This window comes from Paraburkholderia fungorum, assembly GCF_900099835.1.
Classification (GTDB): domain Bacteria; phylum Pseudomonadota; class Gammaproteobacteria; order Burkholderiales; family Burkholderiaceae; genus Paraburkholderia; species Paraburkholderia fungorum_A.
Map to the genome: position 1 here is coordinate 1,397,558 of NZ_FNKP01000003.1, position 22,148 is coordinate 1,419,705.

General features: G+C 62.2%; 16 protein-coding genes. 9 read left to right on the forward strand and 7 right to left on the reverse strand.

The annotated features are described in order from the left end of the window. Positions 1 to 265: 265 nt before the first annotated feature. The 5 genes from BLS41_RS38165 to BLS41_RS35460 are packed head-to-tail and all read right to left on the reverse strand — an operon-like array spanning position 266 to position 6,157. Positions 266 to 1,822, reverse strand: coding sequence for an ABC transporter ATP-binding protein (locus BLS41_RS38165; RefSeq protein WP_083380247.1), 1,557 nt, complete (start codon positions 1,820 to 1,822; stop codon positions 266 to 268). Continuing rightward, a complete protein-coding gene (locus BLS41_RS35445; protein ID WP_074772977.1) occupies positions 1,819 to 2,610 on the reverse strand; it encodes an ABC transporter permease in 792 nt (263 codons plus the stop codon). The genes BLS41_RS38165 and BLS41_RS35445 overlap by 4 nt, the downstream gene beginning before the upstream one ends. Beyond that, on the reverse strand, positions 2,607 to 3,614 hold the full coding sequence (locus tag BLS41_RS35450; protein ID WP_074772980.1) for an ABC transporter permease: 1,008 nt from the start codon (positions 3,612 to 3,614) through the stop codon (positions 2,607 to 2,609). Before BLS41_RS35450 ends, BLS41_RS35445 begins: the two co-directional genes overlap by 4 nt. Further along, positions 3,599 to 5,176, reverse strand: a complete 1,578-nt coding sequence (locus BLS41_RS35455) for an ABC transporter substrate-binding protein (protein WP_216350643.1) — start codon at positions 5,174 to 5,176, stop codon at positions 3,599 to 3,601. The genes BLS41_RS35450 and BLS41_RS35455 overlap by 16 nt, the downstream gene beginning before the upstream one ends. A gap of 48 nt (positions 5,177 to 5,224) precedes the next feature. Further along, positions 5,225 to 6,157: a homocysteine S-methyltransferase family protein gene (locus BLS41_RS35460; protein WP_253189887.1), complete on the reverse strand. Its 933-nt coding sequence runs from the start codon at positions 6,155 to 6,157 to the stop codon at positions 5,225 to 5,227. A gap of 388 nt (positions 6,158 to 6,545) precedes the next feature. On the opposite strand from BLS41_RS35460, the gene BLS41_RS35470 reads away from it, so the two are divergent. From BLS41_RS35470 to BLS41_RS35485, 3 genes are all read left to right on the forward strand, one after another. Continuing rightward, entirely contained in the window at positions 6,546 to 7,124 is a 579-nt protein-coding gene (locus tag BLS41_RS35470; RefSeq protein ID WP_074772993.1) for a cysteine hydrolase family protein, read from the forward strand. Continuing rightward, on the forward strand, positions 7,121 to 8,101 hold the full coding sequence (locus tag BLS41_RS35475) for a GlxA family transcriptional regulator (RefSeq protein WP_074772996.1): 981 nt from the start codon (positions 7,121 to 7,123) through the stop codon (positions 8,099 to 8,101). Before BLS41_RS35470 ends, BLS41_RS35475 begins: the two co-directional genes overlap by 4 nt. Positions 8,102 to 9,317: 1,216 nt before the next feature. Further along, entirely contained in the window at positions 9,318 to 12,029 is a 2,712-nt protein-coding gene (locus BLS41_RS35485) for a beta-glucosidase (protein ID WP_074773004.1), read from the forward strand. A 153-nt stretch (positions 12,030 to 12,182) separates the two neighbouring features. Here the strand turns inward: BLS41_RS35485 and aroD are convergent, their stop codons facing one another. After that, positions 12,183 to 13,076, reverse strand: a complete 894-nt coding sequence (aroD, locus tag BLS41_RS35490; protein ID WP_074773007.1) for a type I 3-dehydroquinate dehydratase — start codon at positions 13,074 to 13,076, stop codon at positions 12,183 to 12,185. A 662-nt stretch (positions 13,077 to 13,738) separates the two neighbouring features. Here aroD and BLS41_RS35495 point away from each other — a divergent pair. Continuing rightward, positions 13,739 to 14,290 carry a glutathione peroxidase gene (locus tag BLS41_RS35495; protein WP_074773010.1) on the forward strand — a complete coding sequence of 184 codons (552 nt, stop codon included), beginning with the start codon at positions 13,739 to 13,741 and terminating at the stop codon, positions 14,288 to 14,290. 99 nt (positions 14,291 to 14,389) lie between these two features. On the opposite strand, the gene BLS41_RS35500 is transcribed toward BLS41_RS35495, so the two are convergent. After that, positions 14,390 to 15,385, reverse strand: coding sequence for a LysR family transcriptional regulator (locus tag BLS41_RS35500; protein WP_083380278.1), 996 nt, complete (start codon positions 15,383 to 15,385; stop codon positions 14,390 to 14,392). A gap of 265 nt (positions 15,386 to 15,650) precedes the next feature. On the opposite strand from BLS41_RS35500, the gene BLS41_RS35505 reads away from it, so the two are divergent. From BLS41_RS35505 to BLS41_RS35525, 5 genes are all read left to right on the forward strand, one after another. After that, positions 15,651 to 16,994 (forward strand): MFS transporter, encoded by a 1,344-nt coding sequence (locus tag BLS41_RS35505; protein WP_074773013.1) that lies wholly within the window; start codon positions 15,651 to 15,653, stop codon positions 16,992 to 16,994. Continuing rightward, entirely contained in the window at positions 16,991 to 17,782 is a 792-nt protein-coding gene (locus BLS41_RS35510; protein WP_074773016.1) for an SDR family NAD(P)-dependent oxidoreductase, read from the forward strand. Before BLS41_RS35505 ends, BLS41_RS35510 begins: the two co-directional genes overlap by 4 nt. Positions 17,783 to 17,893: 111 nt before the next feature. Then, entirely contained in the window at positions 17,894 to 19,660 is a 1,767-nt protein-coding gene (gene ilvD / locus BLS41_RS35515; RefSeq protein WP_074773019.1) for a dihydroxy-acid dehydratase, read from the forward strand. Next, positions 19,657 to 20,559 carry an NAD(P)-dependent oxidoreductase gene (locus BLS41_RS35520; RefSeq protein WP_074773022.1) on the forward strand — a complete coding sequence of 301 codons (903 nt, stop codon included), beginning with the start codon at positions 19,657 to 19,659 and terminating at the stop codon, positions 20,557 to 20,559. The genes ilvD and BLS41_RS35520 overlap by 4 nt, the downstream gene beginning before the upstream one ends. A gap of 108 nt (positions 20,560 to 20,667) precedes the next feature. Beyond that, positions 20,668 to 21,999, forward strand: a complete 1,332-nt coding sequence (locus BLS41_RS35525) for an MFS transporter (RefSeq protein ID WP_074773025.1) — start codon at positions 20,668 to 20,670, stop codon at positions 21,997 to 21,999. Positions 22,000 to 22,148 lie beyond the last annotated feature (149 nt).

Consider the following 22,148-nt stretch of genomic DNA (forward strand, 5'->3'; position numbering starts at 1 on the left):
GCGGCGCGGTCAGTAGCGCGCGTGCATTCAGCCAGACGTGCACTGGGCAGCCGGGCGAAGCGCATCTCTTGTGTGTATTGGCACTCGGCCGGTTCTAAGCCGAATATACGTTGGCTCTAACTCTATTGCCTATTTTTATTCCCATTGATCCGGGGAAAATCGCCGCGGGAGAGTCAGTTGATCAGAGGGATTCCATGAGCCGTGCTTTGGACGCTTGCATTGCAAGCAATGCGCGGCGAGCTGCTCACATCCGCAGCGTCGAAAGCTACACCGCACTCTCCAACTTCTCCTTCCGTAATTTCGCATAAGCCGCCCGTCCGCCTTCAATCGACAGCACCGCATCCGCCATTGCCTGCACGGTTTGCGGATCGTGCGTGATGAACAGCATCGCGATACCCGACGTTCGTTGCAAAGTCGAAAAGAGGCGCAGCACACTTTGCGCAATCAGCGGGTCCAGCGCCGACGTCGGTTCATCGCAGACCAGCACCTTCGGCTCTGCCGCAAACGCACGCGCAATGCAGACTCGTTGTTTCTGGCCGCCCGACAGCTGATGCGGATAGCGGTCCAGAAGGTCCGCGCTCAATTCAACCTGCCCGGCAAGCGCGACGATCCGGCGCTCGCGTTCGACGCCGCGCAAACCGAAGTAAAACGTCAGCGGCCGGCCAATCGCTTCACGAATCGTGTGCGCGGGATTCAACGCTACGTCCGGCAATTGATGAATCAGTTGCACGACGCGCAACTGTTCGCGGCTACGTTCGCGGAAGTCCGCGGGCAAGCGTTGACCGTCGACGCTTATATGCCCACGTTCGGTACTCAACAGGCCTGTGACGACGCGCGCAAGACTCGACTTGCCGGACCCCGAGCGGCCGACGACCGCCAGCGTGTGGCCGGCTGGAATCTCGAACGAGACGTTATCGAGCACTTGCGCTCCGCTTCGATAACGTGCGCTGACGCCGTCGACGGCCAGCGCCGGTGGCTGGTCCGCTGCCGGCTTCGGCGCTCGACGGCCCAGACGCGCTGCGTCGAGCAGACGCCGTGTGTACGCTTCGCGCGGGGTATCGACGATCTCCTGCGCTGGTCCATATTCGACAGTGCGTCCGTCGCGCAAGACCAGCAGTCGATCAGCAATTCGCGCGACGACCGGCAGATCGTGGCTGATATAGATCGCCGCCGTTTCAGTCGCCCGCAACGCGTGCGCGATCGTCGCCAGCACCTGATCGCGGGTGTCCGCATCGAGCGCCGTGGTCGGCTCGTCGAATACGATCACGTCCGGCGCGGGGCAGAGCGCCATCGCGGTCATTGCCCTTTGCAACTGCCCGCCCGAAACCTGATGCGGATAGCGCTCGCCGAAGCGCTGAGGATCAGGCAAGCCGAGCAGCGCAAACAGTTCGATGGCTCGCGCGACAGCTTGCCTGCGCGTCATCAACCGGCGCACGACGGCGGTTTCGATCACCTGATCGAGCAGGCGCGTCGACGGCGTAAAAGCTGCCGCCGCCGATTGCGCGACATACGCGATCCGCTGTCCGCGCAACGCAGCCTTGCTTCGCGCGGACAGCGCAAGCACGTTCTCGCCGCACAGTTCGATCTGTCCCGCCGACACCGCGAGGCCGCCGCGCAAATGGCCTAGCGCGGCGAGTCCGAGCGTCGATTTGCCCGCGCCCGATTCGCCGATCACACCGAGCACGCTGTTGCGCGCAAGCGCGAAGGACACGTTGTCGAGAACCCGGCGCGTGACGGTCGTCGATCTGCCCGCCTCGTCAGTCTGAATCTGTGCAGGCGCGTCGATCGTGAGTTGCCTTGCTTCCAGAACGAATGCACTCATGCTGCTTTTCCTCGATGCGCGAGCCAGTCGAGCACTGCATTGATGCTCAGGCTCAACAAGCCGATCGACGCGCCGGGAATCATCGCGGCCCAGACGCCGAACAGCACGCCGTCCTTGTTTTCTTTCGCGAGGCTGCCCCAATCGGTGGCGGGCGGCTGCAAGCCGAGTCCGAGAAACGACAGCGTCGAGATCAGCAGGATCGCAAACACGAGGCGCAAGCCGAACTCCGCGACCAGCGGCCGCGCGATATTCGGCAGCACCTCGCGAAAGATCAGAACGGCGATGCCTTCGCCCCGCAAGCGCGCGACTTCGATGTAATCGAGCACGGCCACGTCCGCGGCAAGCGCCCGTGTGACTCGAAAGATCCGGATCCCTTCGAGCGCGGCGACCACGAGGCATACGGTGAGCGCGCCGGGCGGCGTGACCGCGAGCACCACCAGCGCGAAGATTAGCGAGGGAATCGACATCAACACGTCGTTGCTGCAAGACAGACCGGTGTCGAGCCAGCCGCCGGCGACGCCGGCCAGCATCCCGAGCAGGCCGCCGCTCGCGAACGCGAGCAGCGTCGATAGCAGCCCAAGCCCGATCGTGTTGCGCGCGCCATAAACGAGCCGCGACCATGCATCGCGGCCGATGTTATCGGTGCCGAACCACGCGAGCGCCGACGGTCCGTCCCAATTGCCGCCGACGATTTCGTTCACGCCATGCCGCGCGAGCCACGGCGCGCCCAGCGCGAGCAACGCGCACAGCAGCAGGAACGCGAGCGACAGATAAGGCGTGCGCTTCATCGCGGATACCTCAGGCGCGGATTGGCGGCGATCGCGACCAGATCGGCCAGCAGATTGAGCCCGACATACAGCGCGCCGAAGATCACGCCGCAGGCCTGCACGGCGGGAACGTCGCGCTTGACGACGCTATCGACCATGTACTGCCCCAGCCCCGGATAAACGAAGATGGTCTCGACGACCACGGCGCCCACGGTCAGATAAGCGAGATTCAGCGCGATGATGCTGACAATCGGCGCGACCGCGTTCGGCAGCGCATGCCGGAAGATCACACGATGCGGCGCGAGGCCCTTGAGTTGCGCCATTTCGACGAACGGCGTCGCCATCACGTCGCTCAAGGCCGCGCGTGTCATGCTGGTCATATGGCCGAGAATCGCGAGCACGAGTGTCGCGCAAGGTAGCGCGAGGCTCGTCAACCAGCCGCTGAGTGTGCCGGAGCCCGCATCGGCAGCACTGCTCGGCAACCACGGCAGCAGCACCGAAAACAGTGCGATCAGCAGATAGCCGACGAAGAATTCCGGAAGTGCAACCGACAGCCGCGATCCCGCGAGAATCGCGCGATCGAGCCAGCCGCCGCGATTGAGAACGGCCAGCATGCCGAGCACGAGCGACAGCGGCACCGCGATCGCCGCAGCGCTCGCAGCGAGCAGCAATGTGTAGCCGAGGCGCGGCGCAATCGCCTGAACGACTGGCACGCGCGTGGTGTAACTGTCGCCGAAGTCGCCGTGAGCGAGGCCGCCGAGCCAGCGGCCGTAGCGCGACAGCAGCGGCTCGTCGAGGCCCAGTTCGCGCTGCATCGCGGCGACGGCGGAAGGCGTCGCGCTTTGTCCGAGGATCGTCGCGGCGATATTGCCGGGCAGCAGATTCGTGCCCGCGAAGATCAACGTCACCGCGACGAACAACGTCGCGATGCCCTGCATGACGCGGCGTGCAAAGAGCCGCAGCAGCGGCGATCGGCGCGCGTTTTGCGCGGGCGTTGCGAGGCTGTCGCTCAACTGGCGAACCATACTTTCTCGGCGGCGCGCGAACCCACTTCGCCGGGGATGTCGGCGAAGCCCTTCAGGCTCGAGCGCGTTGCCCGCAGCGAGTCCTGATACAACGGGATCACCGACGCACCCTGTTGCGCATACAGCACCTGAATGTCGTGATAAATCTGCTTGCGTCGCGCGTCGTTACTTTCGGAGCGGGCGGCTGCAACGAGTTTGTCGAACGCCGGGTCCTTCCAGTGCGATTCGTTCCACGGCGCGCCCGACACGCAGATCATCGACAGATACGCGTCCGCAGTCGGACGGTTGGCCCACGACGATGCGCAGAACGGGGCCTTCATCCACACCTGGGTCCAGTAGCCGTCGGCGGGCACGCGGTTCACCTTGAACGGAATCTGCGCCTTGCTCGCGGAACTCTGGTAAAGCTCGGCCGCGGATACCGCTCCGCCGAATGTTGCGCCGTCGGCTGCGCTCAGCACGATCGGCTGCGTCGCGCCGGATTTGTTCCAGTAGAACTTCGCCTTGTCGGGATCGTAGCCGTGCTTCGGCACGTCCGTCGTGTAGAAGCGGTTCGACGGAAACAGTGGGTTGTCGTTGGCGACCGAGCCGTAGCCGCCGAGCAGCGACGTGCGCAACTGCTCGCGATCGATCGCGTATTTGAGTGCCGTACGAACGTCGTTGTTATTGAACGGAGCCTGGTCCGCGAGCATCGGGAACAGGATGTTGTTGGTGTCGCGGGCACGATAAAGATGAACCGACGGCACCGAGTCGATGCGTTTGGCGAGGCGCGGCTCGACACGATTGATCAGATGCACCGAGCCGCTCAGCAGCGCTGCAACGCGCGCGGCGCTGTCGTTATAGGCGACCGTTTCGACGGAATCGACGAAGCCGCGATTCGTGTCCCAGTAGTTCGGATTGCGTTTGGTCAGCACCCGCACGCCCGGCTGGAATTTTTCGAGGATGAAGGCGCCGGTGCCGATGCCCTTGTCGAAATCCGCGCCGTTCGGCGTGATGCCGAAATGCACGTCGCCGAGCAGATAGGGGAAATCGACATTCGGCGAATCGAGCTTGAACGTGAGCTCGAGCGGACCCGTGATCGCGATGTCCTTCACCGGGTCCAGATAGGCTTTCGCGGCCGACTGCGAATCCTTGCCTCGATGATGATTGAGCGAGTAGACCACGTCGGCGGGTTCGAGCGTTTTGCCGTTATGGAATTGCACGCCGCTGCGCAGCCTGATGATCCACGTTTGCGCGTTGTCGCGGCTATCCCAGCTTTGCGCGAGGCCCGGGCGCAACGAGCCGTCGTCGTTCAGGTCGGTCAGCGTATTGAATAGCTGCCGGCCGATGTTGTACATGAACTCTTCGAAATAGAACGCGGGATCGATCCGGTCGCTGCTCGACGCCGAATCGAGTCCGAGTATCAGGTGGCCGCCACGTTTCGGTGTGTCGGCCGCGAACGCGCGCGGTGCCAGCAGCGAGGTCGCGGACAATGCGGCGGCGGTCGAGCCGGCGCGTTGCAGGAAACGGCGGCGCGCGCGTTTTTCGGCGGACATCGGCGTGTCGCCCGGGTGAGCAGGATGCATGGTGTGCTTGATTGGAAAGTGGAAGAAGAGGCTGCGGCGCGTTTTGAATCAGCCGAATTCGCGGCGTACGGCCGAGGACAGCACTGCAATATGCTCGGGCCCGATGCCACAGCATCCGCCGATGATCGACGCGCCCGCATTGGCCCAGCGGCGCGCAAAGGCCGCATAACCGTCGGGTTTCAGGTCTTCGCGCAGCGCGCTCAAACCTGCGTTCGCGGCGCCGCGCTGACGCTCCGGTTCGAACGTGTTCGCGTAGACGCCAAGCGCGATTGCAGCATGGCTCGCGCCGCTCGCATCGCGCGCTGCGCGAGCGCGGCGTACCGCTGCTTCCATGATTTCCGCCTGGCTGCAATTGAACAGGAAGGCGCTCGCGCCGAGCGATGCGGCGACGTCGAATGCGGTGTCGATGCTTTCGCCGGAACGTAGCGTCGGAGCCTGCCTGCCGTCGACGATCGCATCGATGTCGACGGTGTCGTCCAGTGTGAACGACAGCCAGAGCGGACGCGGATCGCCGTTCAGGGCCTTGTGCGCGGCGCGCGCTTCGGCCGTCGAACCAAGCGTTTCGCCGAGCCAGAGATCGACATACGGCGACAGGCCGTCGACCAGCTTGCGCAGCAGCGGTTCGGCTGCTTTGGCGTCGAACAGATCGGGGCGATACGAGCCGAACACCGGCGGCAGCGATCCCGCCACCTGTACCGGCCGGCTGACCGCGTTGGCGGCATCGCGCGCCAACTGACCGGCGAGTGCAGCGAGCCGTTGCCCCTCTTCTGCAAAACGCGTGTCGCCGATGTGGAACGGCACGACCGCATACGAGTTGGTCGTGATGACGTCCGCGCCGGCACTGACGAACGAATCATGCGCGGTGCGCACGTAATGCGGCGCTTCGATTAATGCAAGTGCGGACCACTCCGGCTGTTGAAACGGCGCGCCGATTCGCAGTAATTCGCGGCCCATGCCGCCATCGAGAATGTGTATTGCCACTGGTTTCGCTCCACCAAAGTTCGAATCGTATCCAGTTGCGAGTTAATGGCGAACGAACAGTTTCTTCGATCGATATCTGATGAGCATCTGTCGAAAGTTTGATTTCCATTTCTTTCTGCCCGCCGCGAATGCAGATCACGCCCGCGTTTCGTCAGCCTGCCGCTGCTGTCGTTATCGATTATGTTTGTTTGTCGAGCGACGCAGATCGGCGGAGGATGCGGGGTTTCGCGTTCACTTCAGAGGTCTACGTCCGTGTCTTCGTCTTGCAGTATTGCAATCCTCGGCACCGGTGTTTGGCCGATTTTGTCCTCAACGTGACCGTAAATGCTCTCGTACTGATACTGTAGGGCCGATAAGATCAAAGCTTCTTACATGGAGGAGGTCAAAAATGTCCGAAGCTACACCGCGCCGGTCCGCTCTCATCGTTATCGACGTGCAGGAATCGTTTCGCCAGATGCCCAACTGGTCGGATGTCGATCTGCCCGCTTTCAAAGCCGCTGTGCTGGACCTCGAACGTGGCGCGCGAGAGGCGGGCGTCGCGGTCGTCCACGTATTTCATCTCGGTAAGGCCGGCCCGTTCAAAAAGGACTCCGGCTTCGTGAGGCCGCTGGACTGGCTGCCCGACGGTCCCGACGTCGTCTTCGAAAAGCACACGCACAACGCATTCACCGATACCGGACTTGACCTGTGGCTTCGCCGTCGCCAGATCGATCATCTCGTGATCACGGGTATCCGCACCGAACAGTGCTGCGAGACCACGACGCGTGTTGCCTCCGACATCGGCTACTCGGTCGACTACGTCACCGATGCCACCTTGACGTTCCCGATGATTCACGCCGGCACCGGCCGCGAATATTCGCCCGCCGAGATCAAGGCACATACGGAACTGGTGCTGCAGGATCGCTTTGCGCGCATCGCTAGCGTCGCGAATGTTCTGGACACGTGGCAAGCGCAGCGGTCGGCATGAAAGCGTCGATTTCCGTGTGGTTTGTGCTGACGCCGCCCGTGCTGATGCTCGACTACGCTGGGCCGGCTGAAGCGCTGCGGATGGCCGTCGATTGCGGCGCGCCGTTCGAGCTTCATCACTGCGGTCCGCTCGCGCGGGTCGCGACGTCGATCGGCACGTTCATCGACGGGCTCGAAGCGCTGCCCGCTGGTTTGCCCCCGCGCAGTCTCGTGATGGTGGTCGGCACGACGGAATCGCCGGAGCCGGGCATCAGCGCGCCGTTCGATGCGGTCACACACTGGCTGCGCACGGCGCCGCGCGAGGACACGCGGATGGCCAGCATCTGCTCGGGTGCGTTTCTGCTCGCGCGTGCGGGCCATCTTGCCGGGCGCCGCTGCACGACGCACTTCGCGCTGGTCGATTCGCTGCGGCGCGAGGAGCCATCGGCGCGCGTGCAGGACGACTGTCTGTTCGTCGACGACGACGCTGTGCTGACGAGCGCCGGTATCACGGCGGGAATCGATCTGGCGCTGCATCTGATCGAGCATTACGCCAGCGCGGAAGTCGCCGCCGAGGTTGCGCGCCGTCAGGTTGTTTATCAGCGGCGCGCAGGCAACGAGACGCAGTTGTCGCCGTGGCTCGCGCATCGCAATCACATGCATCCGGCCGTGCATCGCGCGCAGGACATCATCGCGCGAGACTTGACGCGAACCTGGAGCGTGGCCGAACTCGCCGATGCCGCCTATGTCAGTTCGCGGCATCTGAGCCGCCTCTTCAGCGAGCATGCGGGCATTTCGATACTTTCCTATCAGCAGAGCCTGCGTGTCGCCCGCGCGCAGCAGTTGCTGGGCAGCCCGAATCTGACGATCGAGCAGGTGGCGGAACAGTCGGGCTTCGCGTCGGTGCGCGATTTCCGACGCGTGTGGCGGCGATATCACGAGGTGCCGCCGACCCGTTTCCGGGACGCGCAACAGGCGGTAGAGGGGGCGCTTTCGTGAGTGAAGCCGCAAGCGGGTTTGTGTGATGCAGCGGGGCAACTGATCGACGAGGAAATCTGCGACTTCGACGATACCGCGGCGACGCTGGAGAGCAGGCACGCGCTACGAGCACCGTACAGGCTGCTATGCGGGGACCTTCGCTTGGGCGTCGTTGGGTACCGGCCGCGTACCGTTCGGCGTCACGCCAAGATGCGCGAGCAGCCCATCTTTTGTGCGAATGAAGGAGGCGCTGTCGGCGTCGCGTGGAGGCGGAAGATTGATATGCAAGTCCAGCGCGATCTTGCCTTCCTGCGCAGTTGCGAGAGCTTCGTTACGGAAATCGGGTGAGTCGCGAGTTTTGTCTCATGCGGAGATACTTGATCGGTCCAGACTTACCAGATCATCTTGGCGATAGCGGAGGAGGGAAGATGTCTGCTGCCGCGAACAGGATTAATTCTCAGTGGCTTATTTAATTGAAGACTAATTCTCAGACTTTATCGTTGCCACGTCATCCTAAGTAGTATCCGTGATCCATTTCATCATGAAACGAAAAGGGCGATCTGCATGCAATACGAGAACCGCTTCCATTCGGAGCATGGAATGACGAACCGCCTTCTGCCGAGGAGAAGATTGCCGATAAAGTTTCGGATAGCTCGATGCAGCACCTTTTAATTTTGCACCTGCCGTCGTGGCGGCATCTGATTCTGCACGGGAACGGTGACCTGAGTTTGACGAGCGACCGGGGCTTGACTCACGGGTGACGTCAATTGAGCCTGGGAGGGCGTCTCCGCGGCGCCGTCGTCGGAGGTCGCCTGCGCGGACTGAGCACTCGTGTTCGCAACCGCTTGTGGCGTGGAACTTCCGCTTCCGTCGCAGCCTGTGACAAACACTGCGCTGCCCACTGCAACCATCACACCTGCCGAGCCACAACTCAATATTTTCAGGAGACGATTGGCAATCATAGCTGCCACCTCACTGCACTTGATGGTTATAAAAAACAAACACAATTAACTAAACATAGCATTCCTTCGGAGTTCTTTATCTGCTGAATTTAATTCCGTCGAATGCATTAGTTCGGAGTGTTACAGACGTACAAGAAAATGATAGTTCGTCTGTGTAACCATGTGTTACGAATCTTTCCATTTCTGCGTTTGGGACTATTGTCAGTTGGACATTGGTCGACACGATCTCGACACGTCGATGATCTGAAGCGACCGCAACCGAAGCGGGTGGCGCCATGAGTATTCGATATGCAGTTGCGATCCTTCTTGGTGCTGGTGTTGTCGTTGCTTACTCCGCGCCACCACTTACGCCATCGACCGAAGCTCAGGTGAGTGTCATTGTCCAGTCGCTACTCAGCCAGATGTCATCGGCGCAGAAAGTGGACTACATCAGCGGTACTGGCGCCTGGGATGTGAAGCCCGTACCGAGCTTGGGCCTGCCGCAAATCAAGGCGAGTGACGCGGGACTTGGCGTGCGGTTAGCGACGCCGCCGGGGGTTGCCTATCCGGCCGGTCCTGCGCTTGCATCGACGTTTAACTCTGATCGCGCTAAGGAAGTGGGCGTCGCCCTCGGGCTGGAGACGCGCTTGAGCGGCTTCCAGCAAATAGCCGGTCCTGGCATGGATATGTATCGCACACCTTATGCGGGCCGTTCGTTCGAGTATGTCTCGGGAGAGGATCCTTATCTCGGCGCAGTGCTGGCCGCAGCGGAAATCAACGGCATTCAGTCGCAAGGAGTCTGGGCAGACGCAAAGCACTACCTCGCCAATGAACAGGAGGTCAACCGCTTCAGTTTGATGGAGACCGTCAGTGAGCGCGCGCTGCGCGAAATCTATCTGGTCCCATTCGAATCGTCCGTGAAAAATGCGAACGTAGCCGTCGTGATGTGCGGGTTCCAGGGGCTTAACGGTGCCGATCCGGTCTGCGAGAATAGCCACGTCATTCAACAGGTGCTCAAAAACGAATGGGGCTTTAGAGGATTCGTCGAGTCCGACTACGCCGCATTGAAACATACGCTGCCCGCCGCGCTTGCCGGCGTGGACATGGAGCGTCCGTCAGCATCGCTTTTCGCGCCAGAGGCATTGAGTCCCTATATCTCGAGCGGCCAGATAACGCAAAGCCTTATAGATGACAAGGTAAGCCGCATCCTCGGTCGCGTGGTTGCCTACGGGTTCAACAATGGCGTGCCCGCAGCGACAAACGTGTCGCATCCTCCGTTTGCCGAACGCGCTGCGCTCGACGTGGCGCGAGAAGGAATCGTGTTACTCAAGAACTCCGGAAACCTGCTGCCTCTCAGCCGCAGCAGCGTCAAAAGTGTTGCCGTGATTGGCGAGCTGGCGACGGGTCAACCGCCTACTGGATATGGCAGTGCAAACATTATCTCGCCCGTCTATATCAGCGAGCTAAGCGGTCTGCAACAGATTGCCGGCGGTGCGCGGGTCGACCTGATCGATGCCATGACGCTGGACCCGTCGCGCAGCGTATGGACTACCACCAGTGGGACAGCAGGCGTTCAGGCGCAGTATTTCAGCAATGCGACCTGGAGCGGAAGTCCCGTGCTGACTCGCATCGAACCGAACATCAATCTGGTGACGGCCGGTGCATCGACAGGCAGCGGAAGTACTACCACGACCGGGCCAGGAAGCGGCACAGGTACGGGCAGCGTGACAGGCAGTGCAACGGGGACTGCTACCGGACCCGCCACCACGTATGGCAGCGGAGGAAGCACGTCAACCCCCGCGTCTGCGCGTTGGATCGGTGTCGTAACACCGACAGTCACGGGAGCGCACGTTTTCAAGGCAAGAGCAGACGGCGCAGTTCGTCTTTACGTCAATGGGCAGCTAGTTCTCTCCAATGGAGACGGCAATCCACTGCCTGGAAATTCAATTCCGCCCACTATTCCGTCAAGCGCTCGGGTCTTGCTGCAAGCGGGCCAGAAGTACACGGTGCAATTCGATTACTCTCCACGGTCTGGGTACGTTGGCGTATTTGGAGGGTTCCTCGGAGCGCAATTGAGTTGGGCTTCTCTCGTGCCCCCTCCCAACCTAAGCAGCTATGACGCGGTTATTGTCGCTGTCGGGAACAGCTACGAATATGAAGGTGAGGGCTTTGACCATCCGTTCACGCTTCCAGAGTTTCAGGACGAGTTGATATCCAACCTTTCTAACGTCAATCCGAAGACTATTGCGGTAGTGCACGGTGGCACAGGTCTCGACATGCATTCGTGGATAGGGCAGGTCGGCGGCGCACTTCATGCGTGGTACCCAGGAGAGAACGGAGGACAGGCGTTGGCCGAAATTCTCTTTGGCGACGTGAACCCCTCCGGTAAGTTGCCTATCACTATCGAGCGCAGTATCACTGACAACCCGACTTATCCGAACTACCCGCAGTACTCAAATTCTCTCGACTTCGATGCGATGACCTACACCGAGGACATTTTCGTTGGATATCGTGGATTCGAGAAGAACAATCGCACGCCACTCTTTCCATTCGGTTTCGGATTGTCCTACACGACGTTTTCTTACTCGGGGCTGAGGATCTCTCCGCAAGTCGCATCAGCCGATAACCGTATTGCGGTGTCGTTTAACGTGACCAATACGGGCCAGGTTGCCGGGTCCGAGGCAGCCCAGGTTTATGTTGGCGAGCAGGGTGCTCCAGTGCCTCGCCCTATTAAAGAACTCAAAGGTTTTGCAAAAGTATTTCTTCAGCCCGGGGAAACGCAGCGCGTCACCGTGTATCTGAATCAGCGGTCGCTGGCGTACTACGATACCAGCCGCACCGCATGGGTCTCAGACGCAGCGCCCTTTGAGATCCTCGTGGGGGCATCGTCACAGGATATCCGGCTGCGCGGACAATTGTTCAACATCACGCAGCACGTCACGAGTACTACGACCAGTAATCCATTGGCATTGCCGCAAATGGTCAGAGTGGGACGCGTCCATCTTTGACGATCGCATATCGACGGACAGTACGCGGAAGAAGCGATTGGCCGCCGCTGAAACCTGGCGGCTGGTTCTGCTAATCCAGTGTGCAGTAGATATGCGTGGCCGAAGCAGATATCTCATCGGGCCAAAGCCGACCCCGAGCGGCTCGCCACATGGTTACTTGCCGCTGACCGCGCCGTTGATGGTGTCGAGTACCTGACGCAGCGCTTTGGCATCCACCTGGCCCGGCGCCGAGGCTTCACCGATCATGCCGAAAGTGAGATCGGAGCCGAACACCTGGCCAGAGAAGCGCGATACCGCACCCAATCCGCCCATCGACATCGTCAATAGCGGCTTGCGGGAATAGCGGTCCCGAATCTGCTCCGTTGCGGTGAGCAGCTTGAGCACATCGGCAACGTTATGCGGCATCACAGCGATCTTCAGGATGTCCGCGCCCATCTTGTCCTGCTTGCGCAGGCGGGACACGATCTCCTCTGTCGAAGGTGTCTTCCTGAAGTCGTGGCTGGACATCACGACCTTGATTCCAGCCGCGTGCGCGGCGTCGACTACTTCGCGCACGACGGAGGGTTGGCGGAACATTTCCACGTCGAGAATATCGATGAAGTGCGCCTTGATCAGAGCCAGGTACAGGTCTCCGTATTCCTTATCGGTGATTTCCTTCGAGCCGCCTTCCGATTTGGTGCGGAAGGTCAGGATAAGCGGCTTGCCGTTGGCCGCGGCGAGGACCTGCTTTCCCAGTGCGGCCACTTGCGCGGCATCGGTGTCGAAATTCAGGTAATCAATGCGATATTCGATGATATCGACAGCGGGGTTGCTACCAATCGCCCGAGCCTGAGCTAGCACTTCGTCTGCTGTCGAAGCCGTGGTTGGAACGATGATCTTCGGTGCGCCTTCGCCAATCACGACGTGACGGATGGTGACCGGCACAGCGTGCTGCTGGGTGACTGCTGCAGCCGGCGCGCTGGTCGCAGCCGATGCGGGTGCGGATACCGCGAGCGCCTGGATGCCCAGCAAAATCGACATCGAAATAATTGTCTTGCGCATATTCATTGTCTGACATTCCTTTTCATGTGTCTGGATATTGAGCCGCCCCGTCGCGCGGCGAGAGTGCATCCTGTCTTTGACCAGGACGGATGGACGGCAGTCGCTGAAGCCCGTCACGCGGCTTGAGCGCGGGCGTGAGGGCAATGTGAGGAGATATGCGAAGGTCCGGGCGTTGTGGCCCAAGATCCATCATCTTTCAGGCGCGTCGTTCGTGCGGATCGGCATCGGGCACGCGTCGTATCCATCTTTGCGCGCGGCTCATCAATGTGCCGATGCGCACGACGTTTCGGTCAACCGGCCCGCTGCGAGACGGCAAGCCATAGCGTAGCGAAGTAGCAGGCGGATCTATCTAGCCGAAAAATGAAGTTTTCTTTAGGGGGGCGAGATTGCGCATCGCGGTCGAGCAGGTCAATCACAACAGGCTTCCCTGAAGTCGTACATTTTTCGAGCGGGTTGCCAATTGAACAGGCGGCGATCGTACGTACCGGAGAGAAATTGACGCGATACGTCGATCTGATCGCGAGTTCTGCCGGTTTTTGGAAAGCGAGGTATCGTGAGGGGCGTTTCGATCGAAGTAGTGTTGACGTGACATGCCGACTTCATCATCCCGTCGATTTGCGCGAAGCGTCAATGAAGATGTTCCCCTTGATCAACCGAGAATGTGAGCTATGAGTCAAAACCTGTACGACATACCTTTGACGTCGATCGAAGGTACGGCACTGACGTTGAAACAGTTTGAGGGAAAGGTACTGCTGGTAGTGAACGTTGCTTCCAGGTGCGGGCTGACGCCGCAGTACGAAGGGCTGGAGAAGCTCTATCAGGACAAGCGTACACAAGGTCTTGAGGTGCTCGGCTTTCCGGCCAACAATTTCAAGGAACAGGAGCCGGGCAGCGACGAAGAAATCCGGGCGTTCTGTAGCACGAGCTACGACGTGACCTTCCCTCTGTTCTCGAAGATTTCCGTGGTCGGTGGTGACCAGCATCCGTTGTACAGCTCGCTGACGAACAGTCAGCCTGCCGCGACAGGTGATGGTCCGTTCCGCGAAAGACTGAAGAGTTACGGTATCGAACCCAATACGGCGCCTGATGTGCTGTGGAATTTCGAGAAATTTCTGGTGAGCCGTGATGGTCGGGTTGTCGGTCGCTTTTCGCCCGATATCGTGTCTGACGATCCTCGCCTGGTGGCGGCTATTGATGCCGAGCTGGGCCTGGCACCTTAGCCTTTCGGAACGGCGGCTCCGGACGGGGCCGTAAAAAGGCCACGCGTAGTTGACGCCTGCGCGGATCGACTCCCCTGCGATATAGCCTGGTGGCCGTGCTCACGCATACCCCTCGTCGCCGTACCCGTCGGGCACCTGCTCCCCGAGCAGGTCGCTGGACACTTCCCTCAGACACGCACTGAACAGTTCCGCCGCCGGGGTGGTCGAGTCCGCGCGCCAATAGGCGACGACCTCGCCGAGCGGTTGCAGCGGCGGTAGCGGCAACACGCGCATGTTGCCGCGTATCACCTGGGGCCGTGCTACCGACATCGGCAGGATCGAAATGAAGTCGCCGCTGCGAATCAGCGCGACGTTCAACGCGAGCGAACTCGATTCAACCGCGCCCCGGTCAGGCGAGAGATCGTGCGACGCAAGCGTCTCGACCAGCGTGGCGTACGCCGGCGAACTTTGCATCGGCGTGATCCAGCGGCATCCCTTCAAATCGGCCCACGTGGCCGGGCGATCGGGGTCGCCCAACGGATGATGGGTGCCTGCCACGAACACGAACGGCTCGCGATGCAGGACCTCCTGCGTGAGTGTCGACTGAACCCCGTTGCCGGGGGCAATCCGGTTGCGACCGAGCGCGATGTCGAGGTCGCCGTCGTCCATCATCCGCATCAGACGGTCGAGCGTGGTTTCGGCAAACGATAGCGATGCGGACGGCGCGCGCCGGATAAACAGCTGCACCGAGTGCGCAATCAGTGGCTCGGGAATCGTGACGACCGCGCCGACCCGGACATGTCCCGCCGTACCGGACGCGAGCGCGCTGACGTCGCGCCGTGCCAGTTCGATCTGGCGCAACACTTCTCTTCCGCACGACACGATCACCTGACCGATGCCGGTCAACTCGAGCGCGTTGCCGACCCGGCTGACCACCGTCACGCCGAGCGCGTCTTCGATCTCCGCGATCTGCTTCGAAATGGCCGGCTGTGTGACGTGAAAGGCCGCCGCTACCCGCGTGACCTGGCCGAGATCCGCGAGGCTCACGAGTATCCGCAGATGCGGCAATTTCAGTCCGTTGCGGAAGAATCGCTCAATCGGATCGTTGCTGGACATCACAGGGTTTTCCCCAAAATCGGCGGATGACATAACCGTGGAGTTATAACTTTCGCCGAATTCGTGATTTGCGGCAATGACCGCCACGTCGTTAATCTTTAATCGCCGGGATGGTAAGCCGCTTGAGCGCCGCCCGATCCGGCCGCCGCCGGAACCAGGCGGCGCAGGCTTTGCATACCCACAAGATAGCGTCCGCTGCATCGGCTCCGGTGCAACGCGAGATGCTCAGGAGACTTCGTGCCAGCGGCACGAACAGGACACAGAGATGAACGCTGATTCATACGGCAACGGCGTTGCCTTCGGTCATGAACTCGACGGGCCGGCGCACGCCGCGCTTTACACAAAGCCCACGCGGCGCATCGTGCCTTTCCTTTTTCTGGCGTTCGTGGTCGCGTATATCGACCGCGTGAACGTCAGTTTCGCGAAGCTGCAAATGCTGAGCGACCTGTCGCTGAGCGAGACGGTCTACGGTGCGGGCGCCGGGATTTTTTTCCTCGGCTATTTCATCTTCGAAGTGCCCAGCAATCTGATCCTCCATCGGGTCGGCGCGCGTCGCTGGATCGCGCGGATCATGGTCAGCTGGGCCATCGTGTCGAGTCTCACGGTGTTCGTCAGCGGCGCCACGTCGTTTTACGTGCTGCGCTTTCTGCTGGGCGTCGCTGAAGCCGGGTTCTTTCCCGGCGTCGTGCTGTATCTGTCGAACTGGTTTCCGGCGCAGCGTCGCTCGCAAATCATTGCGCTGTTCATGGCGGCGATCCCCGTGTCGGGCGCGATTGGCGGACCGCTGTCGGGCTGGTTGATGGCGCATTTCGCCGGTGTCTACGGGATCGCGGGCTGGCGCTGGCTGTTTCTGATCGAAGGGCTTGGTTCTCTGGTCGTCGGTATCGCAGCTTTCTTCGTGCTGACCGACAACATAGCCGACGTCCGCTGGCTGAATGCGGAAGAGAAATCCCGCATTGCCGCCGACCTCGCGCGCGACGCGGCGACCCGCAGCGAAACCACCGCGCGCGGCGCATTCGCGAATCCCAAGGTCTGGTTGCTGGGCCTGCTGTATTTCTGCATCGCGATGGGCAACTACGGGCTGGCCTTCTGGGTGCCCACCATCATCAAGGCGAGCGGCGTGGCGAGCATCGGCAATATCGGCTTGCTGTCGGCGGTGCCGTCGCTGATCAGCGTCGTCGCGATGATCTGGATCGCACGCCATGCCGATCGCAGCAACGAGCGGCGCGTGCATGTCGCGCTCTGTTGCGTGATCGGCGCGCTCGGCCTGCTCGCGTCGGTGCTGTTTGCCGCCAACGTGGCCGTCGCGGTGCTCGCCCTGGTGGTCGCGGCCATCGGTATCAACTCGATCGCGCCCGTGTTCTGGGGCATTCCCACTGCGCTGCTCGGCGGCGCGGGTGCCGCTGCGGGTCTTGCGGTCATCAATTGCACCGGCAATCTGGCGGGCTTCGTCAGTCCGTTCATCGTCGGCTGGCTGGCGGATCTGAGCGGCGGCAAGCTGCTTCCCGGCATGCTGGCGATCGCCGCCGCGCTGCTGATCGGCGCAGCGATCGTGATGGTTATTCCGTTTCATCGCACTTCTCAACGCTCTGAAGGGACGTTCAAATGACACAATCGAGCACGCCTGTCTGCGTGATCACGGGGGCGGCTTCCGGCATCGGCGCGGCTTGCGCGTTGCGCTTCGCGCAGGCGGGGTGGTCGGTCGCAATCGGCAATTTCGACGACAGCACACGTGATGCGGCAGCGGGCGTCGAGGCCGCATGTCGCGACGCGGGCGCGCAGACCCTGGTGTTCGACGCCGACGTGGGCAACGACGCGGATTGCCTCCGCGCGGTCGATGCGGTCGCGAGCCGCTGGCAGAGAATCGATACGTTGATCAATTGCGCCGGCACCACGCGCGTGATCCCGCACAACGCGTTCGATCAGATCGACGACATCGAATTCGAGCGCGTTTATCGCGTGAATCTGATCGGTCTTTACCAGATGACCCGCGCGGCCGTTCCGCTGTTGCGCGAATCGGCGAGCACCGAGCGCAGCACCAGCGTCGTCAATGTGTCGTCGCTGGCGGGGCTGAACGGAACCGGGTCGTCGATTGCCTATGCGGCGTCGAAAGGCGCGGTGAATACGCTGACGTTGTCGCTCGCGCGCAATCTCGCGCCGCGCATTCGCGTCAATGCGATCGCGCCCGGCCTCGTCGACGACGGCCTGCTGCTGCGCGTGCTCGACGCCGACGCCTACGACGGCGTGCTGTCCCGGATGACCGAACAGGCGCCGCTCAAACGTGTGTCGCAGCCCGCCGAAATCGCTGCGCTTGCATGGTTTCTCGCGACCCAGGCACCGGCTATCACCGGCCAGGTGATAGCGGCGGAAAACGGCCTGCTGCTGAACGGCGGATAAATGCAGCCCGCGCGCATGACGATCAGAGCTTGCCGCGAGTCATCGCCAGCCGTCGCCACAGCGACCTCGGCCGCGAGCGAGTCCCCTTAAATGAAAACGAAAACCCCATCCATGACCAATCTCCATAAACACCGTTCCCGCATGGTGACCGACGGCGTGACGCGCGCGCCGCACCGTGCGTTTCTGCGCGCGACCGGGCTCGACGACGAGTCGATGCAGAAGCCGTTTGTGGCGATCGTCGATACGTTCGGCGAGAACACGCCATGTTCGATGTCGTTGAACCAGGTGTCCGACAATGCGCGGCTCGGCGTCGCTGCGGGCGGCGGCGTGCCGATTCGCGGCTCCGCCATCTCGGTATCCGACGGCACCTCGATGAATCATGCGGGGATGCGCATGAGCCTCGTGTCGCGTGAGGTCGTCGCGGACAGCGTCGAGTTGTTCGTGCGCGCGCATGCGTACGATGCGCTGGTCGGAGTTGCGGGTTGCGACAAGACCTTGCCCGGCATCCTGATGGGCATGGTTCGCGTCAACGTGCCCGGCGTGTTTCTGTTCGGCGGCGCGATGCTGCCGGGCGTCGCGCCGGGGCAGATCCCGGGCGGCGCGGGCACGGGGCTGCAACGCCAGGCAACCATCCTCACCACCATCGAGGCGGTCGGCACCGCGCAACGCGGCGACATGACCCGCGCGCAACTCGATGCAATCGAGAAGCAGTGCACACCCACTGCCGGTTCGTGTCCCGGGCAGTTCACCGCGAATACCATGGCGATGGTCGCCGAGACGCTCGGCCTCGCGCCGCTTGGCTCGGCGATGGTGCCGGCCGTCTATAGCGAGCGGATCGCGATTGCGCGGCGCGCGGGCGAAACGGTGATGCGCACGCTGAAGGAGGGTGGCCCGCTGCCACGCGATCTGGTGACGCTCAAAAGCCTGGAAAACGCCTGTGCCGCAGTCGCCGCGACCGGCGGTTCGACCAACGCCGCGCTGCACATTCCGGCGATCGCTCATGAAGCCGGCATCCGCTTCACGCTCGACGATGTGCAGCGCGTGTTCGCACGCATTCCATTGATCGGCGATCTGCAGCCTGGTGGCCGCTATCTTGCGCAGGACCTGCATCACGCGGGCGGTGTGCCGGCGGTGCTCAATGCGTTGCTGGCAGGCGGCTTTCTGCACGGCGACGTTCCCACTCTCGAAGGCATCACACTGGAGCAGGCGTTACGTGACTACGCCGGCCCGGACGGGACCGTGGTGCGGTCGTGCGACGAACCGCTCGGCGAGAACGGCGGCCTCGTGATCCTGCGCGGCAATCTCGCACCGGATGGCGCGTGTCTGAAAATCGCCGGACTCAAATGGCTGACCTTCTCGGGCAAGGCGCGGATCTTCGAATGCGAAGAAGACTGCATGGCGGTGGTCGCTGCCCGCGACTATCGCGAGGGCGAAGTGCTCGTGATTCGCAACGAAGGGCCGAAAGGCGGCCCCGGCATGCGCGAGATGCTCAGCGTGACGGCGGCGATCTATGGGCAGGGCATGGGCGAGAAAGTCGCGCTGCTGACCGATGGCCGGTTTTCCGGCGCGACGCGCGGCATGTGCATCGGCTATGTGGGACCGGAAGCCGCGATGGGCGGACCGATTGCGTTGCTGCGCGACGGCGATCTGATTCACATCGATGCGCGCAGCGGCAGCTTGCGTGTCGATCTCTCCGACGAGCAGCTCGCGCAACGCCGCGCGGAGTTGCCCGCGCGCCCGAAGCGTCGACTCGCGGGCGTGCTGGAGAAATACGAAGCGCTGGTGCGGCCCGCGCATCTCGGCGCAGTCACGCATTCCGGCGCGCTCGACTGGCCCTACGATGCGCCGACTCACGGCGACGACGGAGCCGTCGCGTGAGCGCGCGCCCGATCGGCTTTTGCGGTCTCGGTCTGATGGGGCTGCCGATGACACGCCGTCTCATCGACGCGGGGCACAGCGTGCGTGTGTGGAATCGCTCGCATGAGAAGGCGACGGCGCTGGCGGAGGAATCGTCAGCCGACGTCGGGGCTGCGCCACGGTGCGTCGCCTGCCGCACACCCGCCGAAGTCGCCAGGGCCGCCGACATGGTGATGCTATGTCTCGCCAACGCCGACGCGGTCGAAGCCGTCGTGTTCGGCGCTGACGGACTCGCCACCGGCGCACGCGACGGCACCACGCTGGTCGACCATTCCACACTGTCGCCGTCGCAGACGATTGCGTTGGCCCAACGCTGGCACGCGCGCACAGGCGGCCACTGGATCGACGCGCCGGTTTCCGGCGGCACGGCAGGCGCGGCCGCCGGCACGCTGGCCGTGATGGCGGGCGGCTCGGCAAACGCGTTCGACGCAGCGACACCGGTGATCGCCGCGTACGCAGCTCGTGTGACCCGGATGGGCGACAGCGGCGCGGGACAGGCCACCAAGCTCGCCAACCAGACCATCGTGATGACGACCATCGCGGCTCTCGCCGAGGCGACACGCCTTGCGCAACACGCGGGCATCGACGTTACGCGGATACCTGCCGCATTGCAGGGCGGATGGGCCGACTCGGTGCTGCTGCAAACGCTGATGCCGAGAATGATCGAGCCGCCCGTTCGCGCATCCGGGACCATCCGCACGATGCTCAAGGATCTCGACGCAGTCGAAGCGCTCGCGGATGACTCGCGCGTGAGTCTGCCGGTTGCGTCGCTGGTGCGGCTGTGGCTCGCGCGAGCGGTGGAGCAGGGGCTCGGCGACGAGGATATTTCGCAGATCGTGCGCGTGCCGCTCGAAGCGTAGTGACCCGATACGGTATCGCTGCAACCGGCTAGTTAAACCTGTACCAGCCGCCGCACGGCATGGCGTGCGCGCCGGGCCGCTCCTATAAGCCATGCGTCAGGAGACATGATGCCAACCCTCGAAACCACCACGGCGCGCAGCGTCCCTTTCGACCGCCTGAGCACGAGCCAGTGGCGGCTGATCATTCTCGCGAGTCTGGGCGGCGCGCTGGAGTTTTACGACTTTGTCGTCTACGGCGTGTTTGCGCAGTTCATCGGGCGCGCGTTTTTTTCGATGCTCGATCCGACCATGGCGTTGTTGCTGTCGTTCGCCGTGTTCGCTATCGGTTATCTGTCGCGGCCGATTGGCGGCGCCGTGCTGAGCTGGTTCGGCGATCGCTACGGACGGCGGCGCGTGTTCATCGTCTCGGTGATCGTCGTGTCGCTGTCGACGATCGGCATGGGCCTCGTTCCCACCTACGCCAGTTGGGGCATTGCGGCGACCGTGGCGATGGTGCTGCTGCGGCTGATTCAGGGCTTCTGTCTCGGCGGCGAATTGCCGGGCTCGATTACCTACGTGGTCGAAACCGTGCCGCGCCGGGCCGGCTTTGTCTGCGGGATCGTGTTCTTTTGCGTGAACTCTGGCGTGCTGCTGGCAGCGGCTGTGAACCTCGGCGTCCACGCGCTTCTCACCCCCGACGATGTAGCCGCCTACGGTTGGCGGATTGCGTTTATCTTCGGCGGGATGATCGGCTTGCTGGGGTTCTGGTTGCGTCGAAAGCTCGAAGAGACGCCGGAATTCGCGCAGATGAAAGGCATGGCCGCAAAGCATCCCTTTGCCGAACTGATGCGCGACTATTGGCGTCCGGTGTTGATCGGCGTTTTGACGACGGCGGCGACGGCGGCTTATAACGGCTTGCTGTTCGCCCACATGCCGGCCTATCTCGACAAGGTGTTGCACTACGATCCGCGGCAGGTCGCGCTGGGTCAGAACGTTGCGCTGGCGACGGCGTCAATCGGAATTCTGCTGGTTGGACGGCTCGGGGATAGCGTGGCGCGGCGTCATCTGATGCGTGCCGGTGCATTGTTGCTGATTGTGCTGACCATGCCGTTTTATCACGCGGCTGCCGGCCACCGGATCGATCTGATTGCGCTGATGTTTCTCGGTGGGCTGGGCGCGGCTTTAATCAACGGCACTTTTGCTTGCATCATCGCCGATATGTTTCCGACGCGCGTGCGCTTTAGCGGTGTAGCGCTGGCATTCAATCTGAGCTTCACAATCTTTAGCGGGACCGCACCGCTTGTCGGTACATGGCTGATTGCACGCACGGGCGATGCCGCTGCGCCGGGCTACTTCATGGTGGCGTGCGCCGCATTGACGCTTGCAGCGACGTTTGGATTGAAGAGCCTGAGCGGGCGGATTGGAGCGCCGGGGTTGGCGATGGCTTCAGTTGAGCAGTAGTCCGCCGGCTTCGAAGGGATTCATACGATCGGGGCGAAGCATACTGATACGCAACTAACTGTCATTGGCCGACCCCGCTTTTCACCGCTTCGCCACACACCCGTTCGGCAGAAGTAAGGGAGGGTCCGCCACCGTGCGGACGGTGCAGT

What these genes read in the sequence shown, in the direction of transcription:
- BLS41_RS38165 (WP_083380247.1), bottom strand. Translation starts at nt 1,822, where the DNA reads ATGAGTGCATTCGTTCTGGAAGCAAGGCAACTCACGATCGACGCGCCT.
- BLS41_RS35445 (WP_074772977.1), bottom strand. Translation starts at nt 2,610, where the DNA reads ATGAAGCGCACGCCTTATCTGTCGCTCGCGTTCCTGCTGCTGTGCGCG.
- BLS41_RS35450 (WP_074772980.1), bottom strand. Translation starts at nt 3,614, where the DNA reads ATGGTTCGCCAGTTGAGCGACAGCCTCGCAACGCCCGCGCAAAACGCG.
- BLS41_RS35455 (WP_216350643.1), bottom strand. Translation starts at nt 5,176, where the DNA reads ATGCATCCTGCTCACCCGGGCGACACGCCGATGTCCGCCGAAAAACGC.
- BLS41_RS35470 (WP_074772993.1), top strand. Translation starts at nt 6,546, where the DNA reads ATGTCCGAAGCTACACCGCGCCGGTCCGCTCTCATCGTTATCGACGTG.
- BLS41_RS35475 (WP_074772996.1), top strand. Translation starts at nt 7,121, where the DNA reads ATGAAAGCGTCGATTTCCGTGTGGTTTGTGCTGACGCCGCCCGTGCTG.
- BLS41_RS35485 (WP_074773004.1), top strand. Translation starts at nt 9,318, where the DNA reads ATGAGTATTCGATATGCAGTTGCGATCCTTCTTGGTGCTGGTGTTGTC.
- aroD (WP_074773007.1), bottom strand. Translation starts at nt 13,076, where the DNA reads ATGAATATGCGCAAGACAATTATTTCGATGTCGATTTTGCTGGGCATC.
- BLS41_RS35495 (WP_074773010.1), top strand. Translation starts at nt 13,739, where the DNA reads ATGAGTCAAAACCTGTACGACATACCTTTGACGTCGATCGAAGGTACG.
- BLS41_RS35500 (WP_083380278.1), bottom strand. Translation starts at nt 15,385, where the DNA reads ATGTCCAGCAACGATCCGATTGAGCGATTCTTCCGCAACGGACTGAAA.
- BLS41_RS35505 (WP_074773013.1), top strand. Translation starts at nt 15,651, where the DNA reads ATGAACGCTGATTCATACGGCAACGGCGTTGCCTTCGGTCATGAACTC.
- BLS41_RS35510 (WP_074773016.1), top strand. Translation starts at nt 16,991, where the DNA reads ATGACACAATCGAGCACGCCTGTCTGCGTGATCACGGGGGCGGCTTCC.
- ilvD (WP_074773019.1), top strand. Translation starts at nt 17,894, where the DNA reads ATGACCAATCTCCATAAACACCGTTCCCGCATGGTGACCGACGGCGTG.
- BLS41_RS35525 (WP_074773025.1), top strand. Translation starts at nt 20,668, where the DNA reads ATGCCAACCCTCGAAACCACCACGGCGCGCAGCGTCCCTTTCGACCGC.